Origin of the sequence: Streptomyces sp. NPDC060198 (genome assembly GCF_042728415.1) — a bacterium.
In the GTDB taxonomy this organism is placed as follows: Bacteria; Actinomycetota; Actinomycetes; order Streptomycetales; family Streptomycetaceae; genus Streptomyces.
On record NZ_JBHWZJ010000003.1, the window covers coordinates 78,829 to 101,068 of the forward strand.

The 22,240-nt window shown below is 73.1% G+C and carries 22 protein-coding genes; 11 read left to right on the forward strand and 11 right to left on the reverse strand.

Going from position 1 to position 22,240, the window contains the following annotated elements:
- Positions 1–128: 128 nt before the first annotated feature.
- The 4 genes from ACFWEP_RS01265 to ACFWEP_RS01280 form a co-directional block, all read right to left on the reverse strand.
- A complete protein-coding gene (locus tag ACFWEP_RS01265) occupies positions 129–1,064 on the reverse strand; it encodes a 4-(cytidine 5'-diphospho)-2-C-methyl-D-erythritol kinase (RefSeq protein WP_387363610.1) in 936 nt (311 codons plus the stop codon).
- Positions 1,061–1,933, reverse strand: a complete 873-nt coding sequence (gene rsmA / locus ACFWEP_RS01270) for a 16S rRNA (adenine(1518)-N(6)/adenine(1519)-N(6))-dimethyltransferase RsmA (RefSeq protein ID WP_387363613.1) — start codon at positions 1,931–1,933, stop codon at positions 1,061–1,063. The genes ACFWEP_RS01265 and rsmA overlap by 4 nt, the downstream gene beginning before the upstream one ends.
- A gap of 56 nt (positions 1,934–1,989) precedes the next feature.
- Positions 1,990–2,856: a TatD family hydrolase gene (locus ACFWEP_RS01275; protein ID WP_387363616.1), complete on the reverse strand. Its 867-nt coding sequence runs from the start codon at positions 2,854–2,856 to the stop codon at positions 1,990–1,992.
- 89 nt (positions 2,857–2,945) lie between these two features.
- Positions 2,946–3,365 (reverse strand): hypothetical protein, encoded by a 420-nt coding sequence (locus ACFWEP_RS01280; RefSeq protein WP_387363619.1) that lies wholly within the window; start codon positions 3,363–3,365, stop codon positions 2,946–2,948.
- Between the two features lie 476 nt (positions 3,366–3,841).
- On the opposite strand from ACFWEP_RS01280, the gene ACFWEP_RS01285 reads away from it, so the two are divergent.
- The 5 genes from ACFWEP_RS01285 to ACFWEP_RS01305 are packed head-to-tail and all read left to right on the forward strand — an operon-like array spanning position 3,842 to position 7,919.
- Positions 3,842–4,024: a hypothetical protein gene (locus ACFWEP_RS01285; protein WP_328719957.1), complete on the forward strand. Its 183-nt coding sequence runs from the start codon at positions 3,842–3,844 to the stop codon at positions 4,022–4,024.
- Positions 4,025–4,034: 10 nt separating this feature from the next.
- The gene (locus ACFWEP_RS01290) at positions 4,035–4,748 is read left to right on the forward strand and encodes a hypothetical protein (protein ID WP_387363622.1); all 714 of its coding nucleotides are present in this window, start codon (positions 4,035–4,037) and stop codon (positions 4,746–4,748) included.
- Positions 4,745–5,851 carry a DUF6895 family protein gene (locus tag ACFWEP_RS01295; RefSeq protein WP_387363625.1) on the forward strand — a complete coding sequence of 369 codons (1,107 nt, stop codon included), beginning with the start codon at positions 4,745–4,747 and terminating at the stop codon, positions 5,849–5,851. Before ACFWEP_RS01290 ends, ACFWEP_RS01295 begins: the two co-directional genes overlap by 4 nt.
- On the forward strand, positions 5,848–6,771 hold the full coding sequence (locus tag ACFWEP_RS01300) for a DUF6895 family protein (protein WP_387363628.1): 924 nt from the start codon (positions 5,848–5,850) through the stop codon (positions 6,769–6,771). Before ACFWEP_RS01295 ends, ACFWEP_RS01300 begins: the two co-directional genes overlap by 4 nt.
- Complete coding sequence (locus tag ACFWEP_RS01305; RefSeq protein WP_387363631.1) at positions 6,768–7,919, forward strand: serine hydrolase domain-containing protein; 1,152 nt, start codon at positions 6,768–6,770, stop codon at positions 7,917–7,919. The genes ACFWEP_RS01300 and ACFWEP_RS01305 overlap by 4 nt, the downstream gene beginning before the upstream one ends.
- Positions 7,920–7,938: 19 nt before the next feature.
- Here ACFWEP_RS01305 and rsmI read toward each other — a convergent pair whose 3' ends face one another.
- Entirely contained in the window at positions 7,939–8,856 is a 918-nt protein-coding gene (gene rsmI, locus ACFWEP_RS01310) for a 16S rRNA (cytidine(1402)-2'-O)-methyltransferase (protein WP_387363634.1), read from the reverse strand.
- Positions 8,857–8,918: 62 nt separating this feature from the next.
- On the opposite strand from rsmI, the gene ACFWEP_RS01315 reads away from it, so the two are divergent.
- On the forward strand, positions 8,919–10,694 hold the full coding sequence (locus tag ACFWEP_RS01315) for a dolichyl-phosphate-mannose--protein mannosyltransferase (protein ID WP_387363637.1): 1,776 nt from the start codon (positions 8,919–8,921) through the stop codon (positions 10,692–10,694).
- A 74-nt stretch (positions 10,695–10,768) separates the two neighbouring features.
- Here the strand turns inward: ACFWEP_RS01315 and ACFWEP_RS01320 are convergent, their stop codons facing one another.
- Entirely contained in the window at positions 10,769–12,061 is a 1,293-nt protein-coding gene (locus tag ACFWEP_RS01320) for a CehA/McbA family metallohydrolase (protein ID WP_387363640.1), read from the reverse strand.
- A gap of 292 nt (positions 12,062–12,353) precedes the next feature.
- Here ACFWEP_RS01320 and ACFWEP_RS01325 point away from each other — a divergent pair, with 292 nt between their 5' ends.
- From ACFWEP_RS01325 to ACFWEP_RS01335, 3 genes are all read left to right on the forward strand, one after another.
- Entirely contained in the window at positions 12,354–13,997 is a 1,644-nt protein-coding gene (locus ACFWEP_RS01325) for a penicillin-binding transpeptidase domain-containing protein (protein WP_387363643.1), read from the forward strand.
- 134 nt (positions 13,998–14,131) lie between these two features.
- Positions 14,132–14,668, forward strand: coding sequence for a YbaK/EbsC family protein (locus ACFWEP_RS01330; RefSeq protein WP_387363646.1), 537 nt, complete (start codon positions 14,132–14,134; stop codon positions 14,666–14,668).
- On the forward strand, positions 14,665–15,516 hold the full coding sequence (locus ACFWEP_RS01335) for an EamA family transporter (protein WP_387363649.1): 852 nt from the start codon (positions 14,665–14,667) through the stop codon (positions 15,514–15,516). Before ACFWEP_RS01330 ends, ACFWEP_RS01335 begins: the two co-directional genes overlap by 4 nt.
- Positions 15,517–15,531: 15 nt before the next feature.
- On the opposite strand, the gene ACFWEP_RS01340 is transcribed toward ACFWEP_RS01335, so the two are convergent.
- Positions 15,532–16,329 (reverse strand): SDR family NAD(P)-dependent oxidoreductase, encoded by a 798-nt coding sequence (locus ACFWEP_RS01340; protein WP_387363652.1) that lies wholly within the window; start codon positions 16,327–16,329, stop codon positions 15,532–15,534.
- A gap of 124 nt (positions 16,330–16,453) precedes the next feature.
- Between ACFWEP_RS01340 and ACFWEP_RS01345 the strand changes: the two genes are divergently transcribed.
- The gene (locus ACFWEP_RS01345) at positions 16,454–17,401 is read left to right on the forward strand and encodes a CehA/McbA family metallohydrolase (RefSeq protein ID WP_387363655.1); all 948 of its coding nucleotides are present in this window, start codon (positions 16,454–16,456) and stop codon (positions 17,399–17,401) included.
- 26 nt (positions 17,402–17,427) lie between these two features.
- Here ACFWEP_RS01345 and ACFWEP_RS01350 read toward each other — a convergent pair whose 3' ends face one another.
- The 4 genes from ACFWEP_RS01350 to ACFWEP_RS01365 all read right to left on the reverse strand — a co-directional run bounded on the left by ACFWEP_RS01350 (position 17,428) and on the right by ACFWEP_RS01365 (position 21,538).
- Positions 17,428–18,588 carry a serine hydrolase domain-containing protein gene (locus tag ACFWEP_RS01350; protein WP_387363679.1) on the reverse strand — a complete coding sequence of 387 codons (1,161 nt, stop codon included), beginning with the start codon at positions 18,586–18,588 and terminating at the stop codon, positions 17,428–17,430.
- A gap of 231 nt (positions 18,589–18,819) precedes the next feature.
- On the reverse strand, positions 18,820–19,608 hold the full coding sequence (locus ACFWEP_RS01355) for an energy-coupling factor ABC transporter ATP-binding protein (protein ID WP_387363658.1): 789 nt from the start codon (positions 19,606–19,608) through the stop codon (positions 18,820–18,822).
- Positions 19,609–19,684: 76 nt separating this feature from the next.
- On the reverse strand, positions 19,685–20,446 hold the full coding sequence (cbiQ, locus tag ACFWEP_RS01360; protein ID WP_387363661.1) for a cobalt ECF transporter T component CbiQ: 762 nt from the start codon (positions 20,444–20,446) through the stop codon (positions 19,685–19,687).
- Positions 20,447–20,455: 9 nt separating this feature from the next.
- Positions 20,456–21,538 (reverse strand): energy-coupling factor ABC transporter permease, encoded by a 1,083-nt coding sequence (locus ACFWEP_RS01365; RefSeq protein WP_387363664.1) that lies wholly within the window; start codon positions 21,536–21,538, stop codon positions 20,456–20,458.
- A 203-nt stretch (positions 21,539–21,741) separates the two neighbouring features.
- Here ACFWEP_RS01365 and ACFWEP_RS01370 point away from each other — a divergent pair, with 203 nt between their 5' ends.
- Positions 21,742–22,095, forward strand: a complete 354-nt coding sequence (locus ACFWEP_RS01370) for an SsgA family sporulation/cell division regulator (protein WP_387363667.1) — start codon at positions 21,742–21,744, stop codon at positions 22,093–22,095.
- The last annotated feature ends 145 nt before the right edge of the window (positions 22,096–22,240 follow it).

Genomic DNA, 22,240 nt, shown 5'->3' on the forward strand with positions numbered 1-22,240 from the left:
CAACGAAGCTCACGGTGACCGAGCCTCGGGTTTAGGGCGTGCGTGTCCGGCGGATCTTGACCGGGCACGCACGCACCGGGTCGCACCTCGCCCCCGGCGGCGCGCCTGCCCGCAAGCGGGCGGGCTGCTCAGACCACCGTCGCCCCCGGCGCCGGGGAGACCGCGACCCGGGCCGTGCGGCAGGTGCCGGACGCGGTGAGGGCGGCGGCGACCCGGTGGGCGGTGGCCTCGTCGGGGACGAGGAACGCGGTGGTCGGGCCGGAGCCGGAGACCAGTGCGGCGAGGGCTCCGGCGTCCGTACCGGCGGCCAGGGTCGCGGCGAGCGAGGGGCGCAGCGAGAGCGCCGCGGCCTGGAGGTCGTTGCTCAGGGTCTTCGCCAGGGCGACCGGGTCGCCGGAGGCCAGGGCGTCGAGCAGGGCCGGGGCCGCGGTGGGCTCGGGGACGTCCGTACCGGCGGTGAGCCGGTCGAACTCGCCGAACACGACCGGGGTGGAGAGTCCGCCCTCCGCGACGGCGAAGACCCAGTGGAAGGTGCCGCCGGTCTTCAGCGGGGTGAGGAGTTCACCGCGCCCGGTGCCCAGCGCGGCGCCGCCGATCAGGTTGAAGGGGACGTCGCTGCCGAGCTCGGCGCAGATCTCCAGCAGTTCTTCGCGGGAGGCGCCGGTGGACCAGAGCGCGTCGCAGGCGAGGAGGGCGGCGGCGCCGTCGGCGCTGCCTCCGGCCATGCCGCCGGCGACGGGGATGTCCTTGGCGATGTGGAGGTGGACGGCGGGCTCGATGCCGTACCGCCCGGCCAGCGCGAGGGCGGCACGGGCGGCGAGGTTGCTGCGGTCCAGCGGCACCTGGGCGGCGTCCGGGCCGGAGCAGGTGATCGTCAGCCCCTCGGCGGGGGTCGCGGTGACCTCGTCGTACAGGCCGACCCCGAGGAAGACGTTGGCCAGGTCGTGGAAGCCGTCGGGTCGGGCCGCGCCCACCGCGAGCTGGACGTTGACCTTGGCCGGTACGCGGACGGTGACGCTTGCGGCCGTGCTCGGGCTCTCGGTCGCGGTGACGCTGTCGGTCATACGGGGAGCTCCGGCTTGTTCTCGGCGATGGCGGCGAACTCCTCGACCGTGAGCGCCTCGCCCCGGGCCTGCGGAGAGATTCCGGCGGCGACCAGCGCGGCTTCGGCGGCGGGCGCGGAGCCCGCCCAGCCGGAGAGCGCGGCACGCAGCGTCTTGCGGCGCTGGGCGAAGGCGGCGTCGACGACGGCGAAGACCTCGGTGCGGCTCGCGGTGGTGGCGACCGGCTTCTCCCGCCTGACCAGCGAGACGAGCCCGGAGTCGACGTTGGGGGCGGGCCAGAAGACCTTGCGGCCGATGGCCCCGGCGCGCTTCACGTCGGCGTACCAGTTGGCCTTCACGGACGGCACGCCGTAGACCTTGTTGCCGGGGCGGGCGGCGAGCCGGTCGGCGACCTCGGACTGGACCATGACGAGCGTCCGCTCGATGCTCGGGAAGCGCTCCAGCATGGTGAGCAGCACGGGCACGGCGACGTTGTACGGGAGGTTGGCGACGAGCGCGGTGGGCGCGGGGCCCGGCAGCTCGGTGACCAGCATCGCGTCGGAGTGGACGAGGGCGAAGCGCTCGGCGCGGCCGGGCATCCGGGCGGCGACGGTGGCGGGCAGCGCGGCGGCGAGTACGTCGTCGATCTCCACGGCCACGACCCGGTCGGCCGCCTCCAGCAGTGCCAGGGTCAGCGAACCGAGCCCCGGCCCGACCTCGACGACGACGTCGTCGGGCCGCACCTCGGCGGTGCGCACGATCCTGCGGACCGTGTTGGCGTCGATGACGAAGTTCTGGCCGCGCTGCTTGGTCGGGCGTACGCCCAGCGCCGCCGCCAGTTCGCGGATGTCTGCGGGGCCCAGGAGGGCGTCGGACTCTGTGCTGCTCACCCACTAAGCGTACGGGCGATTGCGTACGCGACTGCGTACGCAGATCCTTCCTACGCTCAGTAGTCGAAAGCCCGCGCCGTGTTCGCGTCGACGGTCGCGGCGAGGGTGTCCTCGTCGACGCCCTTGACCTCGGCCATCGCCCGCAGTGTGACGGGGATGAGGTAGGGGGCGTTGGGGCGGCCCCGGTACGGAGCCGGGGTGAGGAAGGGGGCGTCGGTCTCGACCAGCACCAGTTCGGCGGGGGCGACGGCGAGGGCGTCCCGCAGCGACTGGGCGTTCTTGAAGGTGACGTTGCCGGCGAAGGACATGAAGTAGCCGGCCCGCGCGCAGATCCGGGCCATCTCGGCGTCGCCGGAGTAGCAGTGGAAGACCGTGCGGTCCGGGGCGCCCACCTCGGCGAGGACCCGCAGCACGTCGGCGTGGGCGTCGCGGTCGTGGATGACCAGGGCCTTGCCGTGCCGCTTGGCGATCTCGATGTGCGCCCGGAAGGACTCCTCCTGGGCGGCACGGCCCTCGGGCCCGGTGCGGAAGTGGTCGAGGCCGGTCTCGCCGACGCCGCGTACGTGGGCGAGGGCGGCGAGCGCGTCGATCTCCGCGAGCGCTTCGTCCAGCGCGGCCCGGCCGCCCGGCGCGCGTACCCCTTCGCGGGTGTGCCCGTCGGGGTCGCCGTGCACGATGCGCGGGGCCTCGTTGGGGTGGAGGGCGACCGAGGCGTGCACCTGGGGGTGGGCGGCGGCCGTCTCGGCGGCCCAGCGGGAGCCGGCGAGGTCGCAGCCCACCTGGACGACGGTGGTGACGTTGACGGCGGCGGCCCGTGCGAGGGCCTCCTCGACGGTGCCGTCCTGCATGTCCAGGTGGGTGTGCGAATCGGCGACCGGAACACGCAGGGGTTCGGGCAGCGGCGGCGCTTCGGTGCGGCTCATGCCCTTGATCGTACGAGGAGCGCCGGACACGGGGGCGCCCGCCCGGGGTCCGGGGACACGGGCGGGCGCTCTGCCGTCGGGAGCTGGGGTCAGCGGCGCTGGAAGGGGTGGAACAGGTCCGTCAGGTGCCAGTGGCGGGCGGCTCCGGCACCCGCCGGTACGGCGACCGCCGCCACCCGCTCGTCGTCGTCCGGGCCGGCGGGTATGCCGGTGGTGGCGGCCCCGGCCAGGGCGGCGGGCTTCTGCCGCGGGGTGCCCTGCAGCAGCTGCTGTACGAGGGAGACCCGCCCCGAGCGCATGATGCGGACCACGTGGCCGCCGCAGTTCGTGCAGGTAGGTGTCGAGAGAGGAGAGGGGACCCGCTCCCCGTCGGCCTTGTAGACCACGAAGGTGTGTCCGGCCCCGTCGACGTGGTGCTCTATTTCGTAGGCCTGTTCCCAGCCGTGTCCGCATCGCATGCAGGCGAAGGCATAGGCCTCGTGGACCGTGTTCACCGCGATCTCACTCATACTTGCTCCTCTTGTCCGCAGGACAAGCCGCTCCGAGTGCTTCCTTCTCCAGTGCACACCCGCCGAATGCGAATCGCACCGGCTCAGGACCAGTGTTGATGCGTTCTTGGACTCCTTGGTGAGCCCTTGGTCCGCGCATGGTGCGAGGGCACCCCGACGGAGACCAGCCGTTGGGGACGCGCGGGCGCGCACCGCCCGTTCACACGGCCGGGGGGCGCATTTCCCGGCATCCGCACCTCCGTGCGCCGGAGGACCGCAGGCCGGATCAGCGGCGGAAATCCCGGCGGGCAATGGGTCGACAGGGGGCGCACCGGGGGCGCATTCACGGGTCGCGGAGTGAATTGAGCATTCAATTGAATTCCGCACCACGAGAAAACAGCATGTCCGGTTTGCGCGGTTCGCTTATCTGGTTTTCACTCGATCTGTACGCAAGTACACAACCCCCGGCTTTTCCACAGAACAGAACGGGAACGCTCATGCACACCGAAATCACCCCCACCACGACGACCGACCTGGACAAGGACCTGGAGGCCGCGCTCAACCCGGGCGAGGTCGAGGGCCTGCACCGGGACTCGCGCGAGTGCGCGTACCTGGCGCTCCTCGGTGGCGGCTCGTTCCTCCTTCTTTCGCCGCCCACCCCGCGGCCGAAGAAGGGCTGACCCTTCACCGATGAACCAGTCAAGCGCTTCGTCCCGGCTCTCGGACGCGGTGCACGACCTGGCGAACGAGGTGGTCCTCGCTCTTAGGAGCGGGGGCCACCTCGCCACGGTGTGCGGCGCGGCCGGAATCCACGAGGACGACAGAACAGGCATCGCCGCCGTACGGGTCATCGGAGCCGACCTGCTGCTGCCGAGCGTGCTGTACGGACAGAACCCGCACCCCGGTGACGTGGCGGTCTTCCACCGCGCGGTACGGGACTTCCCGCCCCGCCCCGACGCCTCCCCCTCCACCGCCTGGAGCCACTGGGCGATGCTCTCCACCCTGCACCGGGTGGCCCCCTCCACCACTGGACCTCTGACGGCCGGCGTACCCGCACTGGACGAACCGGGCCTGGCCGGCCTGGACGACGCGCCGTGGCAGACGTTGTCGCACCAGGTCTCCCTCCTCGCGCCGCTCGCCGTCCCGGCGGCGGCGTCCTCCGTCGCGCGGATCGCCCGGGGCCGGGTGACCGACCTCGCGCGCGGGTTCGTCCGCGCCGTGCGCCGCCGCGACTGGCTCCAGGCCTCGGGCACCGGCCGCTGGCTGGCGGCCCTGGGCGGGGAGCCGCCGACGCTCGGTCTCGGCCGGGGGCTCGACTTCGTCGAGCTGATGGGAGGGCAGGACCCCCGGGTGGCCCTGAACGTCCGCGCGGCCCGGCTGATGATCGAGGAGCGCGGCAGGTGACGGCGGACCACCCCGGCGGCCGGAACGCGGCGGGACACGGGGACGCGGCAGGACACGAAAACGCGGCGGCGCACCGGCCCGCCGCGTCCGCCGTGTCCGCCGCGGCCACCGGCCTCGCGCACGAGGTGCGCGGGGTACGCGACCGCGCGCTGACCTGGACCGAGGACCACCTCACCGGCTTCGTCCTGCCCGAGGACGTGCTGGAGCCGCACACCAAGGTCGACCACACCCTCAAGCCGCTCGGCGAGCTGGCCCAGCTGTGCGGCACCGCCCAGCGGGTCATCGCCCCCGACGACCCGGCGCACGCCACGGCCGGGCGGCTGATCGCCTTCGCGTGGGAGCAGACCAGGCACGGCGCACTGCTGCTGGAGCTCCTGCGCTCCGAGCCGTTCGCCGCGTACCCGTTCGAGATCTACGCGGCCTTCGCCGGTCACGGACTCCGCCACGAGGGCTTCGAGCACCTCGCCCGGCGGATCGCCACCACCCGCGGCTGGGCCCACACCGAACAGCACGCCAACCGCCAGCTGGGGCTGATCAACTCGGAGCGCCGGGTGGGCGTCGCCCCGCACGCGGACGCCGAGGAGGTCCTGCGCCGCACCTGGCTGGGCGGGCTCTGCGAGCCGTGGATGCTGGAGCGCTCCTCCGGATACTCGCTGACCCACGCGGCGTACCACGTGACCGACTGGAGCACCGCCCCCGAGCGGATGCCGGCCGACCTCGACGCCTATCTGCGGACCTGGCTGCCGCCTTGGGTGGACGGCTGTCTGGAGGGCCACCAGTGGGACCTCGCCGGCGAACTGCTCGCGGTGGGCGCGGGCCTGCCCGGCCCGCCGCCGGTCGAGCTGTTCGCGGCGGCCTGGCCGGTGCTCGCCCGGGTCCAGCACGCGGGCGGTTCCCTCCCGGAGACCGGCCCTCCGGTGGCGCACCCGGAAGACGCGGTTCCGGGTGACGAGGAGCCGTACCCGTTCCTGGCCTGCTACCACTCCACGCTGGTGACCGCCTTCGCCGCGTCGCTCACGGTCGGCCGGCTGGAGGAGACCACCGCGGCGGACGCGGTCCCTGCCGCCGTCACCACCACATCCGGAAGGAAACAGCCCGCATGAGCGGTATCCGGCAGATCCACGAGGTGGGCGCGAAGGCCCTGAAGTGGCTGCACGCCCACCGGGACGGGTTCCGGCTGGAGGACGACCCCTCCCCCGAGGTCGGCCTGCTGGACCGGTTCCAGCCCCTCGGCGAGCTGGCCCTCATCAGCAAGGTGATCTTCCGTGAGGGCGTCGCCGGATCGGAGCAGGCCTCCCTCGCCCGCTCCCTCCTCGACTTCGCCTGGCACGAGCTGCTGGACTCCGGCCACCGCCTGCTGGAGGGCCAGCGCCGGGAGCCGCTCTCCCCGGCGCCGATGGAGGTGTACCTGCCGTTCAAGGAACTCGGGTACCGGCACCAGGGCCTCGAAGCGGCCGTCCGCCTCAACCACCGGCTGGGCAGCTGGAGCCGGCTGGAGGTGCAGCCGACCCGGCGTCTCGGCATCTCCACGGTCGAGCGCCGCTTCGGGCTGGCGGCGAGCCTCCCGGAGGACGAGGCGTTCCGGCGGACCTGGCTCGCCGGGCGTCCGGAGCCGTGGACCGTCGAGGGCCACATCGGCTACGGCATCACCCACACCGTCTTCCACCTCACCGACTGGGGCCAGTCCCCCGGGGACCTCCCGCCCGCGATCGCCGACTACCTGGCGCTCTGGCTCCCGGTCTGGCTGGACGACTGGCTCGACCTCAAGCGCTGGGACCTCCTCGGCGAGCTACTGGTCGTCGACGCCTGCCTGCCCGAGCCGACGCTCGACGCGGCGGCGTGGGACGGCTTCGCCGCGGCCCAGCAGCCCGACGGTGCGATGCCGGCGCTGCTGGAGATGCCGCAGGGCGACCCGGAGACGGTGTTCGACCTCGTCTACCACCCGACGCTGGTGGCCGCGTTCGCCTCGGCGCTGGCGGTCTCCCGCTCCCTGTCGGACCTCTCCTCGGCGGCCTCCGCGTGAGCACGGGCCCCGCCGTCGCCCGTACCGGACCCGAGGGTCCCGCCGGCCCCGGCGCCACCGGACTCCCCGCCCCCGCCGACCGGGACGCCGGTGCCGACGCGCGGCTGCTGGCCCGGGCGGCCGGGGTGATCGGCCCGGCGCCCGACCTGGTGCTCGCGCTCAGCCGCCACGGCCGGCGCACCCTGCACGTCACCGGCACCGCACCGCCACCCGTCGACCGGCCGCGCGACCGGCTCCGGTACGAGCTCGGTTCGGCGTCCAAGACCTTCACCGGGCTGCTGCTCGCCCGGCTGGTCGCCGCCGGCCGGCTCTCGTACGACGCCCCCGCCGCCGAACTCCTGGCACCCGGCCACCCGGTGCACCCGTCCGTACGGGCGATCACCCTGCGCCATCTGGTCACCCACACCTCGGGGCTGCCCGGGCTGCCGGCCGACTTCTACCCGCAGGCCGTACCGCGCTGGACCACCACCCCGTACGCCGGCTACCCCACCGACCGGGTCGTCCGCGCCTTCCTGCGGGCCCGACCGCGCCACGCGCCCGGGACCCGCTGGCACTACTCCAACTTCGCCGTCTCGGTCCTCGCCCACACCCTCGCCGCCGCGACCCGTACCCCGTGGGACGTCCTCGTCCACCGGGAGGTGCTCGCCCCCCTGCACCTGGACGCCACCTCGCTCGCCCCGGGCGTGCCCGGGGCCGACGCGGTCGGCCACCGGCGCGGCGGCGGCCCGACGCCGGTGCTCGGCATCGGCGGGTTCGCCGGGGCGGGCGCCGTCCGCTCCACCCCGCACGACCTGCTCACCTTCCTGGAGGCGCACCTCGCGGCGAGCGGCGCGTACGCCGGGACCGGGGCCGCCGGGGTCACCCCGTTCGTCCCTCCGCCGGACGCCTCCCTCGCCACCGCGCTCGCGGGGATGCGGCACCCGGTGCTGCGCCGGGGCCCGCGCCACGCCCACACCCACACGCTGACGTGGTTCCAGCACGCGACACCGCACGGCCCGGTGAACTTCCACGCCGGGGCGACCCCCGGGCAGCAGGCGTTCCTCGGCTACTGCCCGGACACCGGGACGGCGCTGGCCGCCGTCTGCACCCGGCGGGTGTCGTTCAGGGACCCGTTCGTGGCGACGGTCCACGGGCTGCTGACGGAGTAGGTACGACCCCAAGGGCCGCTCAGGCGCCCGGTGTGCGCGCCGCGTTCTTCGCGGCGACCACCGCGTCGAACACCTCGCGCTTGGGCAGCCCGGCGTCCGCCGCGACGGCGGCGATGGCCTCCTTGCGGCGCTCCCCCGCCTCCTCGCGGACCTGCACCCGGCGCACCAGCTCGGCCGCGTCCAGCTCCTCGGCGCCGCTGTCGCCGGCGCCCTCCACGACGACGGTGATCTCGCCGCGCACACCCTCGGCCGCCCATTCCGCCAGCTCTCCGAGCGGGCCGCGCTTCACCTCTTCGTACGTCTTCGTCAGCTCGCGGCAGACGGCGGCCCGGCGGTCCGCGCCGAAGACCTCGGCCATCGCGGCGAGGGTGTCGTCCAGGCGGTGCGGGGCCTCGAAGAAGACCATGGTGCGGCGCTCGTCGCCGACCTCGCGAAGCCGGCCGAGGCGTTCGCCCGCCTTGCGGGGCAGGAAGCCCTCGAAGCAGAACCGGTCGACCGGCAGTCCGGACAGCGCCAGCGCGGTGAGGACCGCCGAGGGGCCGGGCACGGCGGTGACCTTGATGTCCTTCTCGACGGCGGCGGCGACCAGGCGGTAGCCGGGGTCGGAGACGGACGGCATCCCCGCGTCGGTGACCAGCAGCACCCGCGCGCCGCCGGTCAGCGCGTCGACCAGCTCCGGGGTGCGGGCTGACTCGTTCCCCTCGAAGTACGAGACGACCCGTCCCGTGGTGTGGATGCCGAGCGCCTGGGTCAGGCGGCGCAGTCGCCGGGTGTCCTCGGCCGCCACGACGTCGGCCGTCTCCAGCTCGGTGGCGAGACGCGGCGGGGCGTCCGCCACGTCGCCGATGGGGGTCCCCGCGAGAACCAGCGTTCCGGTCGTCGGCTTTCCGGTCGTCGGTGTTCCCTGCGGTCCGGTCGTTCCAGGCGTTTCAGTCACGGGATCCATCCTCCCAGCCCCGGCGGCCCCCGTCGCACAGCTGTTTTCCCTACGATGGCGCGGTGACGAGTACTGCGCCCGACGCCCGGCAGGGCCACGACGCCGGGGACGAACTCTCCGGCGAGCAGCCTTCCCCCTGGGAGCGGCGGCTGCACCGCTTCGGCCACGTGCCCCGGAAGGACATCGGGCTGCGCGAGCGCCTCATTCCTCCCTACAACCGGCCGAGCCCCCGCACCTGGGGGGTCCTCGGCGTGCCGCCGGCCCTCGCGGCCCGGCTGGAGCGGTGGTCGGGATGGGGCGGCCCGCTGCTGGTGACGCTGGTCGCCGGGGTGCTGCGCTTCTGGCGGCTGGGGCAGCCCGACGCGGTGATATTCGACGAGACGTACTACGCCAAGGACGCCTGGGCCCTGATCAAGCAGGGGTACGAGGGCGCCTGGCCCAAGGACATCGACAAGGTCATCCTGAACGACCCGTCCCGGGTGAAGGTCCCCGTCGACCCCGGATACGTGGTGCACCCGCCGGTCGGGAAGTGGGTCATCGGGCTCGGCGAGCAGATGTTCGGCTTCACGCCGTTCGGCTGGCGGTTCATGGTGGCCGTGCTCGGTACCCTCTCGGTGCTGCTGCTGTGCCGTATCGGACGCCGGATGTTCCGCTCGACGTTCCTCGGCTGTCTGGCGGGCGGACTGCTGGCGGTGGACGGGCTGCACTTCGTGATGAGCCGCACCGCCCTGCTCGACCTGGTGCTGATGTTCTTCGTGGTCGCGGCCTTCGGCTGCCTGGTCAACGACCGCGACTGGGCCCGCCGCAAACTCGCCGAGGCCCTCCCCGTCGACGAGGAGGGGGTGCTCCGCCCGGACACCCGGATCGCACAGACGCTCCGCCTGGGGTGGCGGCCCTGGCGGCTCGCGGCCGGGCTGATGCTGGGCCTCGCCTTCGGCACCAAGTGGAACGGCCTCTACATCCTGGCCGCGTTCGCCGTGATGTCGGTCCTCTGGGACGTGGGTGCCCGGCGCACCGCCGGAGCGGTCCGCCCGTACGCCGCGGTCCTGCGCCGCGACCTGGTGCCCGCCTTCGTCTCCACGGTCCCGGTCGCCCTCGCCACGTACCTCGTCTCCTGGACGGGCTGGCTGATCACCGACAAGGGGTACGACCGCCAGTGGGCGGACACGGCGGAGGGCCGCAGCGGCGGCTGGACCTGGCTCCCCGACTGGCTGCGCAGCCTCTGGCACTACGAACGGCAGGTCTACGACTTCCACGTCGGCCTGACCTCCGGGCACACGTACCAGTCGAACCCCTGGAGCTGGATCGTCCTGGGCCGCCCGGTCTCGTACTTCTACGAGGAGCCCGGCTGTACCGACTCGGCGACCGGCAAGTGCGCCCGCGAGGTCCTCGCCCTCGGCACCCCGCTGCTCTGGTGGGCGGCCTGCTTCGCCCTGGTCTACGTGCTCTGGCGCTGGCTCTTCCGCCGCGACTGGCGGGCCGGTGCCATCGCCTGCGGGGTCGCGGCCGGGTGGGTGCCGTGGTTCTTCTACCAGGAACGCACGATCTTCTTCTTCTACGCGGTCGTCTTCGTGCCGTTCCTCTGTCTCGCCGTGACGATGATGATCGGCGCGATGATCGGCCCCGCCGCGGGCGCCGGTACCCGCGCCGAACTGGGTCTGTCCCCTTCCGATTCCGACCCCACCGGCGAACGCCGCCGCGCGATCGGCGCGGTGGCGGCGGGACTGCTGGTGCTGCTGATCCTGTGGAACTTCATCTATTTCTGGCCGCTGTACACCGGGACGCCGATCCCGGAGGACGCGTGGCGGAACCGGATGTGGCTGGACAGCTGGGTGTAGCCGCCGCGAACGTGCGCGGGAGGGCCCGGTCGGTGATCGGGCCCTCCCGACCGCGGGGCGCTCGTGCGCGGGCGTCAGCCCTGCAGCCACCACGGGCTGCTGTACGCGACGCCCCAGTCGTTGCAGGCGTGTCCGGCCGGGCCCGGCGTGTCGTTGGCCCGGGTCGGGTCGGCGACGCGCAGGACCACCCAGTCGCCGTCCGCGGTGTCCAGCGGGACCGTGAACTCCGTGACGCGGCCGGCTGTCGTCGTGATGACGTCCACGACCTCGGGGGCGGCGGTGCCGGGTCGCAAGACCTGGATGTCCAGCTGCTTGCCGACCCATTCGGGGCCCCGGTCGAGGTCGACCTGGAAGCGTACGTCCCCCGAGGCGAGGGACAGTCGGCCACCCATCCGGACACCGGCGGCGGTGGCGTCGAGGCGCAGGCCGGAGACCCGGGTCGCGAAGAAGCGCCGCGCCCGCATCGCTTCGAGGACTCCCGCCCTGGTGTTCTCGGTGACCCAGAGGCCGCTGCGGCCCTTGCCCTCCGGGAAGCCCCAGTCCGTGCCGTGCTCGTCGGTCACGCCGGTCAGGCCGGTGCGCCAGCCGGCGTTCAGGCAGGCGACCAGGGGCGAGCTCTTGCCGGACGACCAGCCCTCGAAGAGGAAGTCGTCGGTCCGGTTGAACATCTCCAGGCTGACCATGCGGTCGTGAACGGCCGCGTTGTGGCCGAACTCGTCGAAGCGGAGCACCTCACGGCCGGGGTGGTTGAATCCGGCCACCGCGTCCTTGTCGTCCAGCCAGTCGAAGAAGGCGTTCATGCCCGGAGCGAGCGCCATGTCGACGTAGGAGTCGGAGAACCACACGTTCGCGTGGCCGAGCAGCGCGTGGGTCCACTCGAAGCCGCGAATCGCGGTGTACACGCCGGGGACGTTCGCCGCGTCCGCCAGCTGGGCCGTACGCTTCCACTCGGCGGAGCTGAGACCCCCGATGGTGAACACGCCACTGTGGTCGGTGAGTGCCGCCACGTCGAGGCCCGCGCTGCGCATCGAGGAGAAGGCGTTCGCGGGGTCCCCGTCGCCGTCCGACATCGCGGTGTGGTTGTGCAGGTCCGCGTGGACGAGGGTCGTCCCCCGCGTGATCAGCGAAGCCCGGTCCGCGCCGCCCGCGGCCAGGGCGGCCGAACCGCTGCCGGCCGCGGTGCCCGTGGCCGCGGCCCGGGCGGTGCCGGGCGCCGCCGCCATGAAGAGCATCGCTCCGGCGGCGGCGCCGAGCACGGTCCTGCGGCCCGGTGCGGGGGCCTGTTCGCCGGAGCCCCGCCCGTGGTGCCCGTCGTGGTGTCCATGATGGTCGTGCCCGTGCGCATGATGGTGCCCGTGGTCTCCCATGGCCCGATTCCACCGAACTGACAGGCCCATGACCACAATGGGCGGCTGACGGACGGGTGAACGTTGCGTGAGCGCCCCTCCGGGCGGGGCGGCGCCACTCCGACCCGCACCACGCACCACGCACCGACGAGAACCGGCCATCCATCGGGAGAGCGCTCCCCCATCGCCGATCCCCGCCATCGTCCCGGTCTGGTAACAACCTTCACCCGCACCACGCGTGTCCCGTACAGTCATCCGCGCAGACAGGTTCTTGAACACGTTCAAGAAAGATCACGGGGGAAGGACCACAACCATGCGAGGCGGAGCCAAAGTCGCCATTGCCGGCGGGGCGTTCGTGCTGGTGGCCGGGGGGCTGAGCTATGGCGCGTACACCGTGCTGTTCGAGGACGGGAGCGGGGGCATCACCTCGGCCGACGCGCCCGCCGAGGTGAGGACCGGGCCACCGGACACGAAGGAGATCGCCGCGACGTCGAAGGCGTTCTTCGCCGCCTGGTCGTCCGGAAACGGGCCCGCCGCCTCGCAGCTGACGAACAATCCGGTGGACGCGGAGCCCGTACTGACCGGGTACTCCACCGAGGCGCACATCGAGAACGTCGTGATCACCCCGGGCGCGGCGGCCGGGGCGACGGTGCCGTACACGGTGAAGGGGACCGTCTCGTTCGAGGGGAAGAGCCAGCCTCTCTCCTACTCCTCCACGTTGACCGTGGTACGCGGGCTGACCACCGGCAAGCCGCTCGTCGACTGGCAACCCACGGTCGTGCACCCGCAGTTGACCAAGGGTGCCACCATCGTCACCGGTGAGTCCTCCGATCCGGAGATAGAGATGGTGGACCGCAACGGCAAGGTGCTGACCAAGGAGGAGTACCCGTCCCTCGGCCCGGTCATCGGTGAGCTGCGCGAGCGGTACGGAGCGCAGGCGGGCGGCAGCGCCGGCATCGAGACGTCGATCGAGAGCAGTGACGAGAACACCCCCGCCATCACCCTGCTGACCCTCGCCAAGGGCAAGCCCGGCAAGGTGCAGACGACCATCGACGCGAACGTGCAGGCGGCTGCCGAGAAGGCAGTGAAGCAGTTCGGCGAGTCCTCCGTAGCGGCGGTCCAGCCGTCGACCGGCGCGATACGGGCCATCGCCAACAACCGGGCCGACGGCTTCAACGCGGCCACGCAGGGCAGCCTCGCACCCGGCTCCACAATGAAGATCATCACGGCGGCGATGATCATCCAGAACGGTGTGGGAAGCATCGACTCCCCCGTGGAGTGTCCGTCGACCGTCCCGTGGTACGGAGTGACCTTCCACAACCTCAAAGACTTCTCCATCCCGAGCGGCACACTGCGGAATGCCTTCGCCCAGTCGTGCAACACCGCCTTCATCAAGGCGGTCAAACCGCTGGACGACAAGAACCTGGCCGACACGGCACTCGGCCAGGAGGCCCGCGACTACTTCGGCCTGGGCCAGGACAACTGGAAGATCGGTATCAAGTCCTTCGACGGAAGCATCCCCGAGTCGTCCGGGGCCGAGACCGCGGCCTCGTACATCGGCCAGGGCAAGGTCCTCATGAGCCCCCTGAACATGGCGTCGGTCACCGCGACCGCGAAGGACGGCGCGTTCAGGCAGCCCTACATCGTCGCCCGTGACCTGGACGACCGGCCGTTCGCGACCGCCCAGCAGCTGCCCGGCGGCGTCGCCGAGCAGCTGCGGGAGATGATGAACTTCACCGCGACCAGCTCACGCGGCACCGCGACGGCGGCCATGGCCCCGGTGGGCGGCTACAAGGGCGCGAAGACCGGCTCGGCGGAAGTCGACGGGCAGGGCAAGTCCAACAGCTGGTTCGCCGGATTCAGCGACGACTTGGCGGCGGCCGGGGTGGTCCAGTCCGGCGGTCACGGCGGCGACGCGGCCGGTCCGGTCGTCGCGGCGGTACTGGGCGCGGGGTAAAGCCGCAATGCCGCTATGACGGTTGCAGGTGCGCCGGTCCAGGTCGTGGACCGGCGCACCGCCGCATGCGGGGCGTGTCCCGAACGCCCGTACCGTGCTGCGCACGTCCCGTTCGCGCGAGTAGCCTGCGGATCATGAGCGCTTCCGCCACCGGCCCCGACGCCGAGTCCCCGCAGCCCACCGCTCCCGCCGCGCACGCCGAGGCGCACCCGCGATTCGCCGCCGCGCTGGCGGAGTTGGGGCTCCAGGTCGAGGTACGCCGCTTCCCCGACGCCACGCGGACCGCCGCCGAGGCCGCCGCCGCGATCGGCTGCGGCCAGGCCGAGATCACCAAGTCCCTCGTCTTCGTGGCCGACGGCGACCCCGTGGTGGTCCTGATGGACGGAGCTTCCCGGGTGGACGTCGAGCGGGTGCGTGAGGTGCTGGGCGCGGCGAAGGTGAAGCGCGCGGGGGCGGACGTGGTCCGCGAGGCGACCGGGTACGCGATCGGGGGCGTACCGCCCTTCGGGCACGTCACGAAGCCCCGGGTGCTGGCCGATCAGGGGCTGCTCGACCACCCGGTCGTATGGGCCGCGGCAGGGACTCCGCACACGGTCTTCCCGCTCGATCCGAAGAGTCTGATCGCCCACGCGGGCGGCACGGTGGTGGACGTGCGCGAGCGGACCGCGTGACCCCACTGGTCGCGGGTGCGGTGCTGCTGGCGGCCTTCACCCACGCCGGATGGAACGCCCTTGCCCACGCCCTCAAGGACCAGCTCCTGTCCTTCACGCTGATCTCCGGCGGCGGGCTGCTGATCAGCGCGGTCGCCGCTCCGTTCCTGCCGTTCCCGGACGCGGCGGCGTGGCCGTACCTGGGCGTCTCGGCGCTGCTGCACATCGCGTACATGCTGTTGTTGATGCGGTCGTTCACCCTGGGCGACTTCGGCCAGATGTATCCGATCGCCCGGGGTACGGCCCCGCTCGTGGTGACCCTCTTGGCGGCCGTCTTCGTCGGCGAGCGGCCGGGCGCCTGGGCCGCGGCGGGGGTGGCGGTGGCCTCGGCGGGCCTGGTGGGCCTCGCCCTCTGGGGCATCCGGGGCTCCGGCCGCCGCCCGGACTGGCCGGCCCTGGTGGCGGCGCTCGGGACGGGGCTCGCGATCGCCGGGTACACCACGGTGGACGGCGTCGGGGTACGTGCGTCGGGGAGTTCGCTGGGGTACATCGCCTGGCTGATGATCGCGCAGGGCCTCGCCGTACCGGCGTACGCCCTCTACCTCCGGCGCGGTGAACTGGTCCACCAACTCCGCCCGTTGGCACTCCGGGGGCTGGGCGGGGCGGCACTCTCGGTGCTCGCGTACGGGCTGGTTCTGTGGGCCCAGACCCGCGCGGCGCTCGCCCCGGTCGCGGCGCTGCGCGAGTCCTCGATCATCGTGGGCGCGGCGCTGGGCGCCCTGCTCTTCAAGGAGCGGTTCGGCGCCCCGAGGATCGCGGCGGCCGGGCTGATGGTGGTCGGCATCGGGCTGATGCTGCACGCGGGTTGAGACCCGGGTGCCCGTTCACTCCTCCCTCACCGCCCGCTTGAAACCGGTGTGGACGGCGAGCAGCCCGCCGTCCACCCGGAGGGTGGTGCCGGTGATCCAGGACGCGTCGCGGGAGGCGAGGAAGGCGACGGCGGCGGCGATGTCGTCCGGTTCGCCGATGCGGCCGAGCGGGTAGAGGTCGGCGGCCCGGTCCAGGTCGGCCTCGCGGCCCGCCCAGGCGTCGGTGCGCAGGGTGCCAGGGGCGATGAGGTTGACGCGCACCCCGCGCGGTCCGGCGTGGCCGGCGAGGGTGCGGGTCAGGCTGGCCAGGCCCGCCTTCGCGGCGCTGTACGCGTGGCCGCCGAAGTCCTGTTCGCCGTTGACCGAGCCGATGTTGACGATCGCGCCCCGGCCGGAGGCGGCGAGGTGCGGGAGGGCGGCGCGGGAGCAGCGGAAGGCGCCGCCGAGGGTGATGTCGAGGCGGCGCTGCCACTCCTCGTCGTCCTCGTCCTCGAAGAGCGGGGCGTCCGGCCCGGCCGCGTAGGCGTTGTTCACGAGGACGTCGAGTCGGCCGAAGGCGGTGACCGCGTACGCCACCGCCGCCTCCACGGCTGTCCGGTCGCCGACGTCGCAGGCGAGGGAGTCGGCCGCCCACCCCTCGTCCCGTATCCGCGCCGCGGTGGCGACGGCCCGGTCGGGGTCCAGGTCGGTGACGAGTACCGAGGCGCCTTCGGCGGCGAGCCTGCGGGCGGTGGCGGCACCGACGCCTTGGCCCGCTCCGGTGATGAGGACGGTGTGGCCGTCGAAACGCGCGAGGGAGGTGGGTGTCGTCATGGGGCGACCGTACTGCGGTGGGGCGGGTGTGGCCACGGGTGTTGCACGGAACCGCGCCCACCTGAGTCGGGGTTGGACGAGACTCGGGCCGTGCGCACGCGGAGGCGCACCGGACGGAGGCGTCATGGGCGGCTGGTACCGAGGTGACTGTCATGTGCACTCGGTGTACTCGGACGGGGAGCTGACCCCGGCGGAGCTGGCGGCCGCCGCGCGGGCGGCGGGTCTCGACTTCGTCGCGACCACCGACCACAACACCGCTGCCGCGCACGGAGGATGGGCCGAGCAGTCTGGTGACGGCCTGCTGGTGATCCTGGGCGCGGAGGTGACCACGGCGACCGGGCACTGGCTCGCGCTCGGCATCGGGCCGGGAGAGGTCGTCGACTGGGAGTACGGGGTACGGGAAGGGCAGATCGGATCCCGTTTGGCCCAGGTTCACCGGGCGGGCGGGATCTGCGTGGCCGCGCATCCGCACGCACCGTATCCGACCGGCACCTTCACCCACGCGTACGAGGGCTTCGACGCGGTCGAGGTGTGGAACGGCCTCTGGGCGTCGGACCTTCCGTGGAACGCGGACAACGAGGCGGCGCTCGCCGAGTGGGGGCGCGGCCTGGCCGCCGAGGTCCACCGGAGCCGGTGGCGGCCGGCCGTGGGTAACAGCGACACCCATCTGGCGGGGCAACTCGGCGTCCCGCACACCGTGGTGCTCGCGGAGGAGCTGACCACGCCCGCCGTGCTCGCCGCCCTCCGCGCGGGGCGGAGCTGGATCGCCGGATCGGCCGCCGTGGACGTGTCGTTCACCGCTACGGCAGGTGCGGAGACGGCGGAGGTGGGCGGGTGCCTCGACACCCGTGGACGGGAGGCCGTCGTACGGGCACGGGTGCGGGGCGCCCCGTCCGCGACCGTCTCCTTCCACACCGAACGGGGCGTGGTCCACCACGTCCGGCTGGCGCCGGAGGGCTCCGGCGAGGTCGAGTGGCGGACCAGCGCTGGGGAGTCGGGGTTCGTCCGCGCCGAAGTGCGCCACCCGGACCGGCAGATGGCGGCGATCACCAACCCGGTTGTCCTGACATGAAAGCCGTGCGGACCGGCTGACCCGCCTCAGAGCGCCGAGCGCAGAGCCCGGATCAGGGCCTGGGCGCGCGGGTCGGCGGTGACTCCCTTCTGGAGGCCGTTGGTGACGTAGCCGAGGGCGATGCGGGACTCGGGGTCGGCGAAGCCGAGGGAGCCGCCGCGTCCGGGATGGCCGAAGGAGCCGGGGCCGAGCAGCGGGGCGGCGGGGCCGTGCAGCATGTAGCCGAGTCCGAAGCGGGTGTTGACGACGAGGACCCGGTCGGGGCCGTTGGACTCCTCGGTGCGGGCCAGGGTGAGGGTGGCCGGGGCGAAGAGGCGGTGGCCGTCGACGTCGCCGATCATCGCGGCGTAGCAGCGGGCCAGCGCGCGGGCGGTGGCGGTGCCGTTGGAGGCGGGGAGTTCAGCGGTGCGGTAGGCGGGGTCGTTCTCGTCCGGGTCGGGGTGGATCGCGCCGAAGGCCCGGCGGGTGAGCGAGTGCGGGTCGGCGTACGCCTCGGTGACGGCGCGCTTGGGTCGCATCCGCAGGGCACCGGGGTCGCCGGTCGCGGGTGGTTCGACGGGGCCGATCCGGCCGATGCGGTGGGCTTCGTCGGCGGGGAGCCCGAACCAGAAGTCGAGGCCGAGGGGGCGTGCGATCTCCTCGGCGATCCAGCGGCCGATGGTCCGGCCGGTGGCCCGGCGGACGAGTTCGCCGACGAGCCAGCTGTAGGTCTGGGGGTGGTAGCCGTGGTCGGTGCCGGGTTCCCACTGGGGCCGCTGGGCGGCGACGGCGGCCGGGCCGGTGTGGCCGTCGGCGGCCTCGGCGGGGGTGAGCGGGCGGTCCAGTGCGGGCACGCCGGCGCGGTGGGCGAGAAGTTCGCGCACGAGGACGCGTTCCTTGCCGTTGGCCTTGAACTCGGGCCAGTACGTACCCACCGGGGCGTCCAGGTCCACCTGGCCGCGCTGGTGGAGCATCAGGGGGACGGCGGCGGCGATGCCCTTGCCCGCCGAGCGGACGATCTGGACGGTGTCGACCGCCCAGGGTTCGGTGCCGTCCACGTCTCTCGTACCGGCCCAGAGGTCCACGACCTTGCGCCCGTCGCGGTAGACGGCGACGGCCGCGCCGCGTTCACCGCGCTGTTCGAAGTTCCGTACGAAGGCGTCCCGAACCGCTTCGAATCCGGGGGCCACCGTGCCCCGTACGTCCACGTCTGTTTCCGCGCTCCCGCTCATCCCCCCATCCTGCACGGCCGCGTGGGTCCGATGGGGGGCGGGTCACCTGCTGTCAGGGCCTGGGCGGAGTTGTCCCTCGGGTGGACGCGCGGGGTCGGATGCGTGCGATCGCGAGGCGCCGGAGCGCCCTTGCGGCGGAGCTGCCAGGGCGCTCCGGCAACGCCGCGAGCACGTGCCCGACCCCGTGACGCCGGGGGACAACTCGGTTCAGGTCCCGACGGTCACGGAACCCGGGTCGAAGCCGAAGGGCAGCTCCAGCCGGTGCGCGCGCATGAGTTCCTCGTCGAGGAGGAGGTCCTGCGTACGTCCGTCGGCGGCGATGACCCCGTCGCTGAGGACGACGGCGCGGGCGCACAGCTCCAGGGCGTACGGGAGGTCGTGGGTGACCATCAGGACGGTGACGTCCAGGGAGCGGAGGATGTCGGCGAGTTCGCGGCGGGAGGCCGGGTCCAGGTTGGAGGACGGCTCGTCGAGGACGAGGATCTCGGGCTCCATGGCGAGGACGGTGGCGACGGCCACCCGGCGGCGCTGTCCGAAGGAGAGGTGGTGCGGCGGGCGGTCGGCGTACTCGGCCATGCCGACCTGCGTGAGGGCGGCGGTGACCCGCGCCTCCAGTTCGGCGCCGCGCAGCCCGGAGGCGGCGGGGCCGAAGGCGACGTCCTCGCGGACGGTGGGCATGAACAGCTGGTCGTCGGGGTCCTGGAAGACGATGCCGACGCGGCGGCGGATCTCCGCGAGGTTCCGCTTCTCGACCGGGAGTCCGGCGACCCGGACGGTTCCGGCGCCCGCGTCGAGGATGCCGTTGAGGTGCAGGACGAGGGTGGTCTTCCCGGCGCCGTTGGGGCCGAGCAGCGCGACGCGCTCGCCCCTGCCGACGGTCAGGTCCACGCCGAAGAGCGCCTGGTGCCCGTCCGGGTAGGCGTAGGCGAGGCCGCTGACCTCCAGGGACGGCGGCACGGGGGTGAGGGGCGGATCGGTGGGGGTCGGGCTGTTCATGTGCTCATCCCAGCAGACGTGCGGCAGGAGGGTGGAGGTGCGGGGCGCCCGCGCGACGCCCCGGGACGCGGGCCCGTCACAGGGCCCAGCCGAGGGCGCAGACGACGAGGGCACCCAGCGGGAGCGCCGCCGCGTACGCCCACTGGGTGCGGGAGGCCGTCACCTCGTCGATGACGGGCATGGTGCCCGCGTACCCCCGGCTGACCATGGCCAGGTGGACCCGCTCGCCGCGTTCGTAGGAGCGGATGAAGAGGGCGCCGGCCGACTTGGCGAGGACGCCCCACTGACGTATTCCGCGCGCCTCGAAGCCACGGGAGCGGCGGGCGACGGACATCCGGCGCATCTCGTCGGTGACGACGTCCCCGTACCGGATCATGAAGGACGCGATCTGGACGAGGAGCGGCGGCAGCCTGAGCCGCTGGAGGCCCAGCAGCAGGGCGCGGAGTTCGGTGGTGGAGGCGAGGATGACCGAGGCGGCGACGCCGAGGGTGCCCTTGGCGAGGACGTTCCAGGCACCCCAGAGTCCGGCCACGCTCAGGTGGAGGCCGAGGAACTCGGTCCGCTCCCCCGGCACGAAGAACGGCATGAGCAGCGCGAACGCGACGAACGGGACCTCGACGACCAGCCGCTTCAGCAGGTACCCGGCGGGGATCCGGGCCACCGCGGCGACGGCGGCGAGCAGCACCGCGTACAGCGCGAACGCCCACACCGCCTCGCGTGGGGTGGAGACCACGACGAGGACGAAGCAGAAGACCGCGGCGAGTTTGCAGTGCGGGGGGAGCCGGTGGACGGGCGAGTGCCCGTGCCGGTAGAGACGGTGCGCGTGGCCGGCACCCATGGAGGCGGCTCAGACCTTCTCGGCGAGCGACGCGTCCGCCTCCGCGGCGGCCACGTCGGTACCGTCGTCCCGGCGGCGGCGGATCACCCAGAACACCGCGCCGCCCACGACGACGGTGACGCCGACGCCGATGACCCCGGCGAGTCCGCCGGAGAGGCGGGCGTCGTCCACGTCCTTGACGCCGTAGTCGGCGAGCGGGGAGTCGGCGGAGGCGTGCTCCTCGACGTTCCGGTCGATGCCCTTGTCGGTGGCGACCTTCTCCAGGCCGTCGGGGCTGGAGGAGGCGTAGTACGAGACGAAGCCGGCCAGCACGAGGGCGGTGAGCAGGCCGGCGGCCAGCAGACCGCGCGTGGAGCGGGTCGCGACGCCGACGGTGGGCTTCGCGGCGGGGGCGGCGGGGGCCGCGTCGATCAGCTGCCCGCCCACGCGGAGCTTGAGCGGCGCGGCGAAGCCCTTGGCACCGTGCACCAGGTCGGGGCGGACCGCGATGACGGCGCCGACCGTGGCGGCGGTGATGACGGCTTCACCGATGCCGATGAGGACGTGGATCCCGACCATCGCCTTGAAGACCTCGCCGATGGGGATGTCGGTGGTGCCGCCGATCCAGTAGATGAGCGTGAAGGCGACGGCGGCGGCGGGTACGGAGACCAGCGCGGCGACGAAGGAGGCGACCGTGACGGTGGACCGGCGGCGCGGCAGGGCCCGCATCAGCAGGCGGAAGACCACGTACGCGACGACGGTGGTGACGACGCCCATGTCGGTGATGTTGACGCCGAGGGCGGTGAGGCCGCCGTCCGCGAAGAGGATGCCCTGCATGAGGAGCACCACGGTGACGCAGAGGACCCCGGTGTAGGGCCCGACGAGTATCGCGGCCAGCGCCCCGCCGAGGAGATGCCCGCTGGTGCCGGCGGCGACCGGGAAGTTCAGCATCTGCACGGCGAAGATGAAGGCGGCCATCAGACCGGCGAGCGGGGCGGTGCGCTCGCCCAGTTCACGGCGGGCGCCGCGCAGGCTGACCGCGACGGCGCCCGCGGCGACGACTCCGGTGGCCACGGAGACAGGTGCGTTGATGAAACCGTCGGGTACATGCATGGGGGAGGCTCCGCTTCTGCGGGGTCGGCGAGGGCAAGGCTGCGACCAGGGTCAGCTACCCGGGCGGGCCGTGAACCCGCCAATCATAGGGTTTTCTTGCGAATGATATGCAAGAGCATATTCCCCACATTTACGCGCGGCACACGCGTCGTGAGATATGGGACATTAGATTTCAAAGCGTTAATAACAGGAGGAGTCGGCCGATGTCCCCCGTGATCGAAGAACACACCCGGGCCCGTCTCATCACCGACGGCCCGCTCACCCGCCCGGTCCCGGTCGACCTGCGCTACGACGCCGACGGCGATCCCGGCACCGTCCACCTCGTCTTCGACGGCGGCACCGACTGGGCGCTCCGCCGCGAACTGCTGGAGGACGGCATGAACGCGCCGGTCGAGAGCGGCGAGGTGCGCCTCTGGCCCGCCGGACGGGCGCAGTTGGTGCTGGAGCTGCACTCGACCGGCGGAGTCGAGGTCTTCCAGATCGAGAACGCCGCGCTCCAGCGCTTCTTGGGCCGCACCCACGCGGAGCCCGCTCCTCCCGCCGCCGCCGGACGCTGAGCCGGCACCGCACCGCACCCCACCGCACCGCCGGGCGCCGTGCCCACCGCCGGACGCCGCACCCCGCCGCTGAGCCCGCGCCCCCGCACGTACGACGACCTGTCTCTTATACACATCCGTCGAACGCCTCATGCGCGAGCTGGGC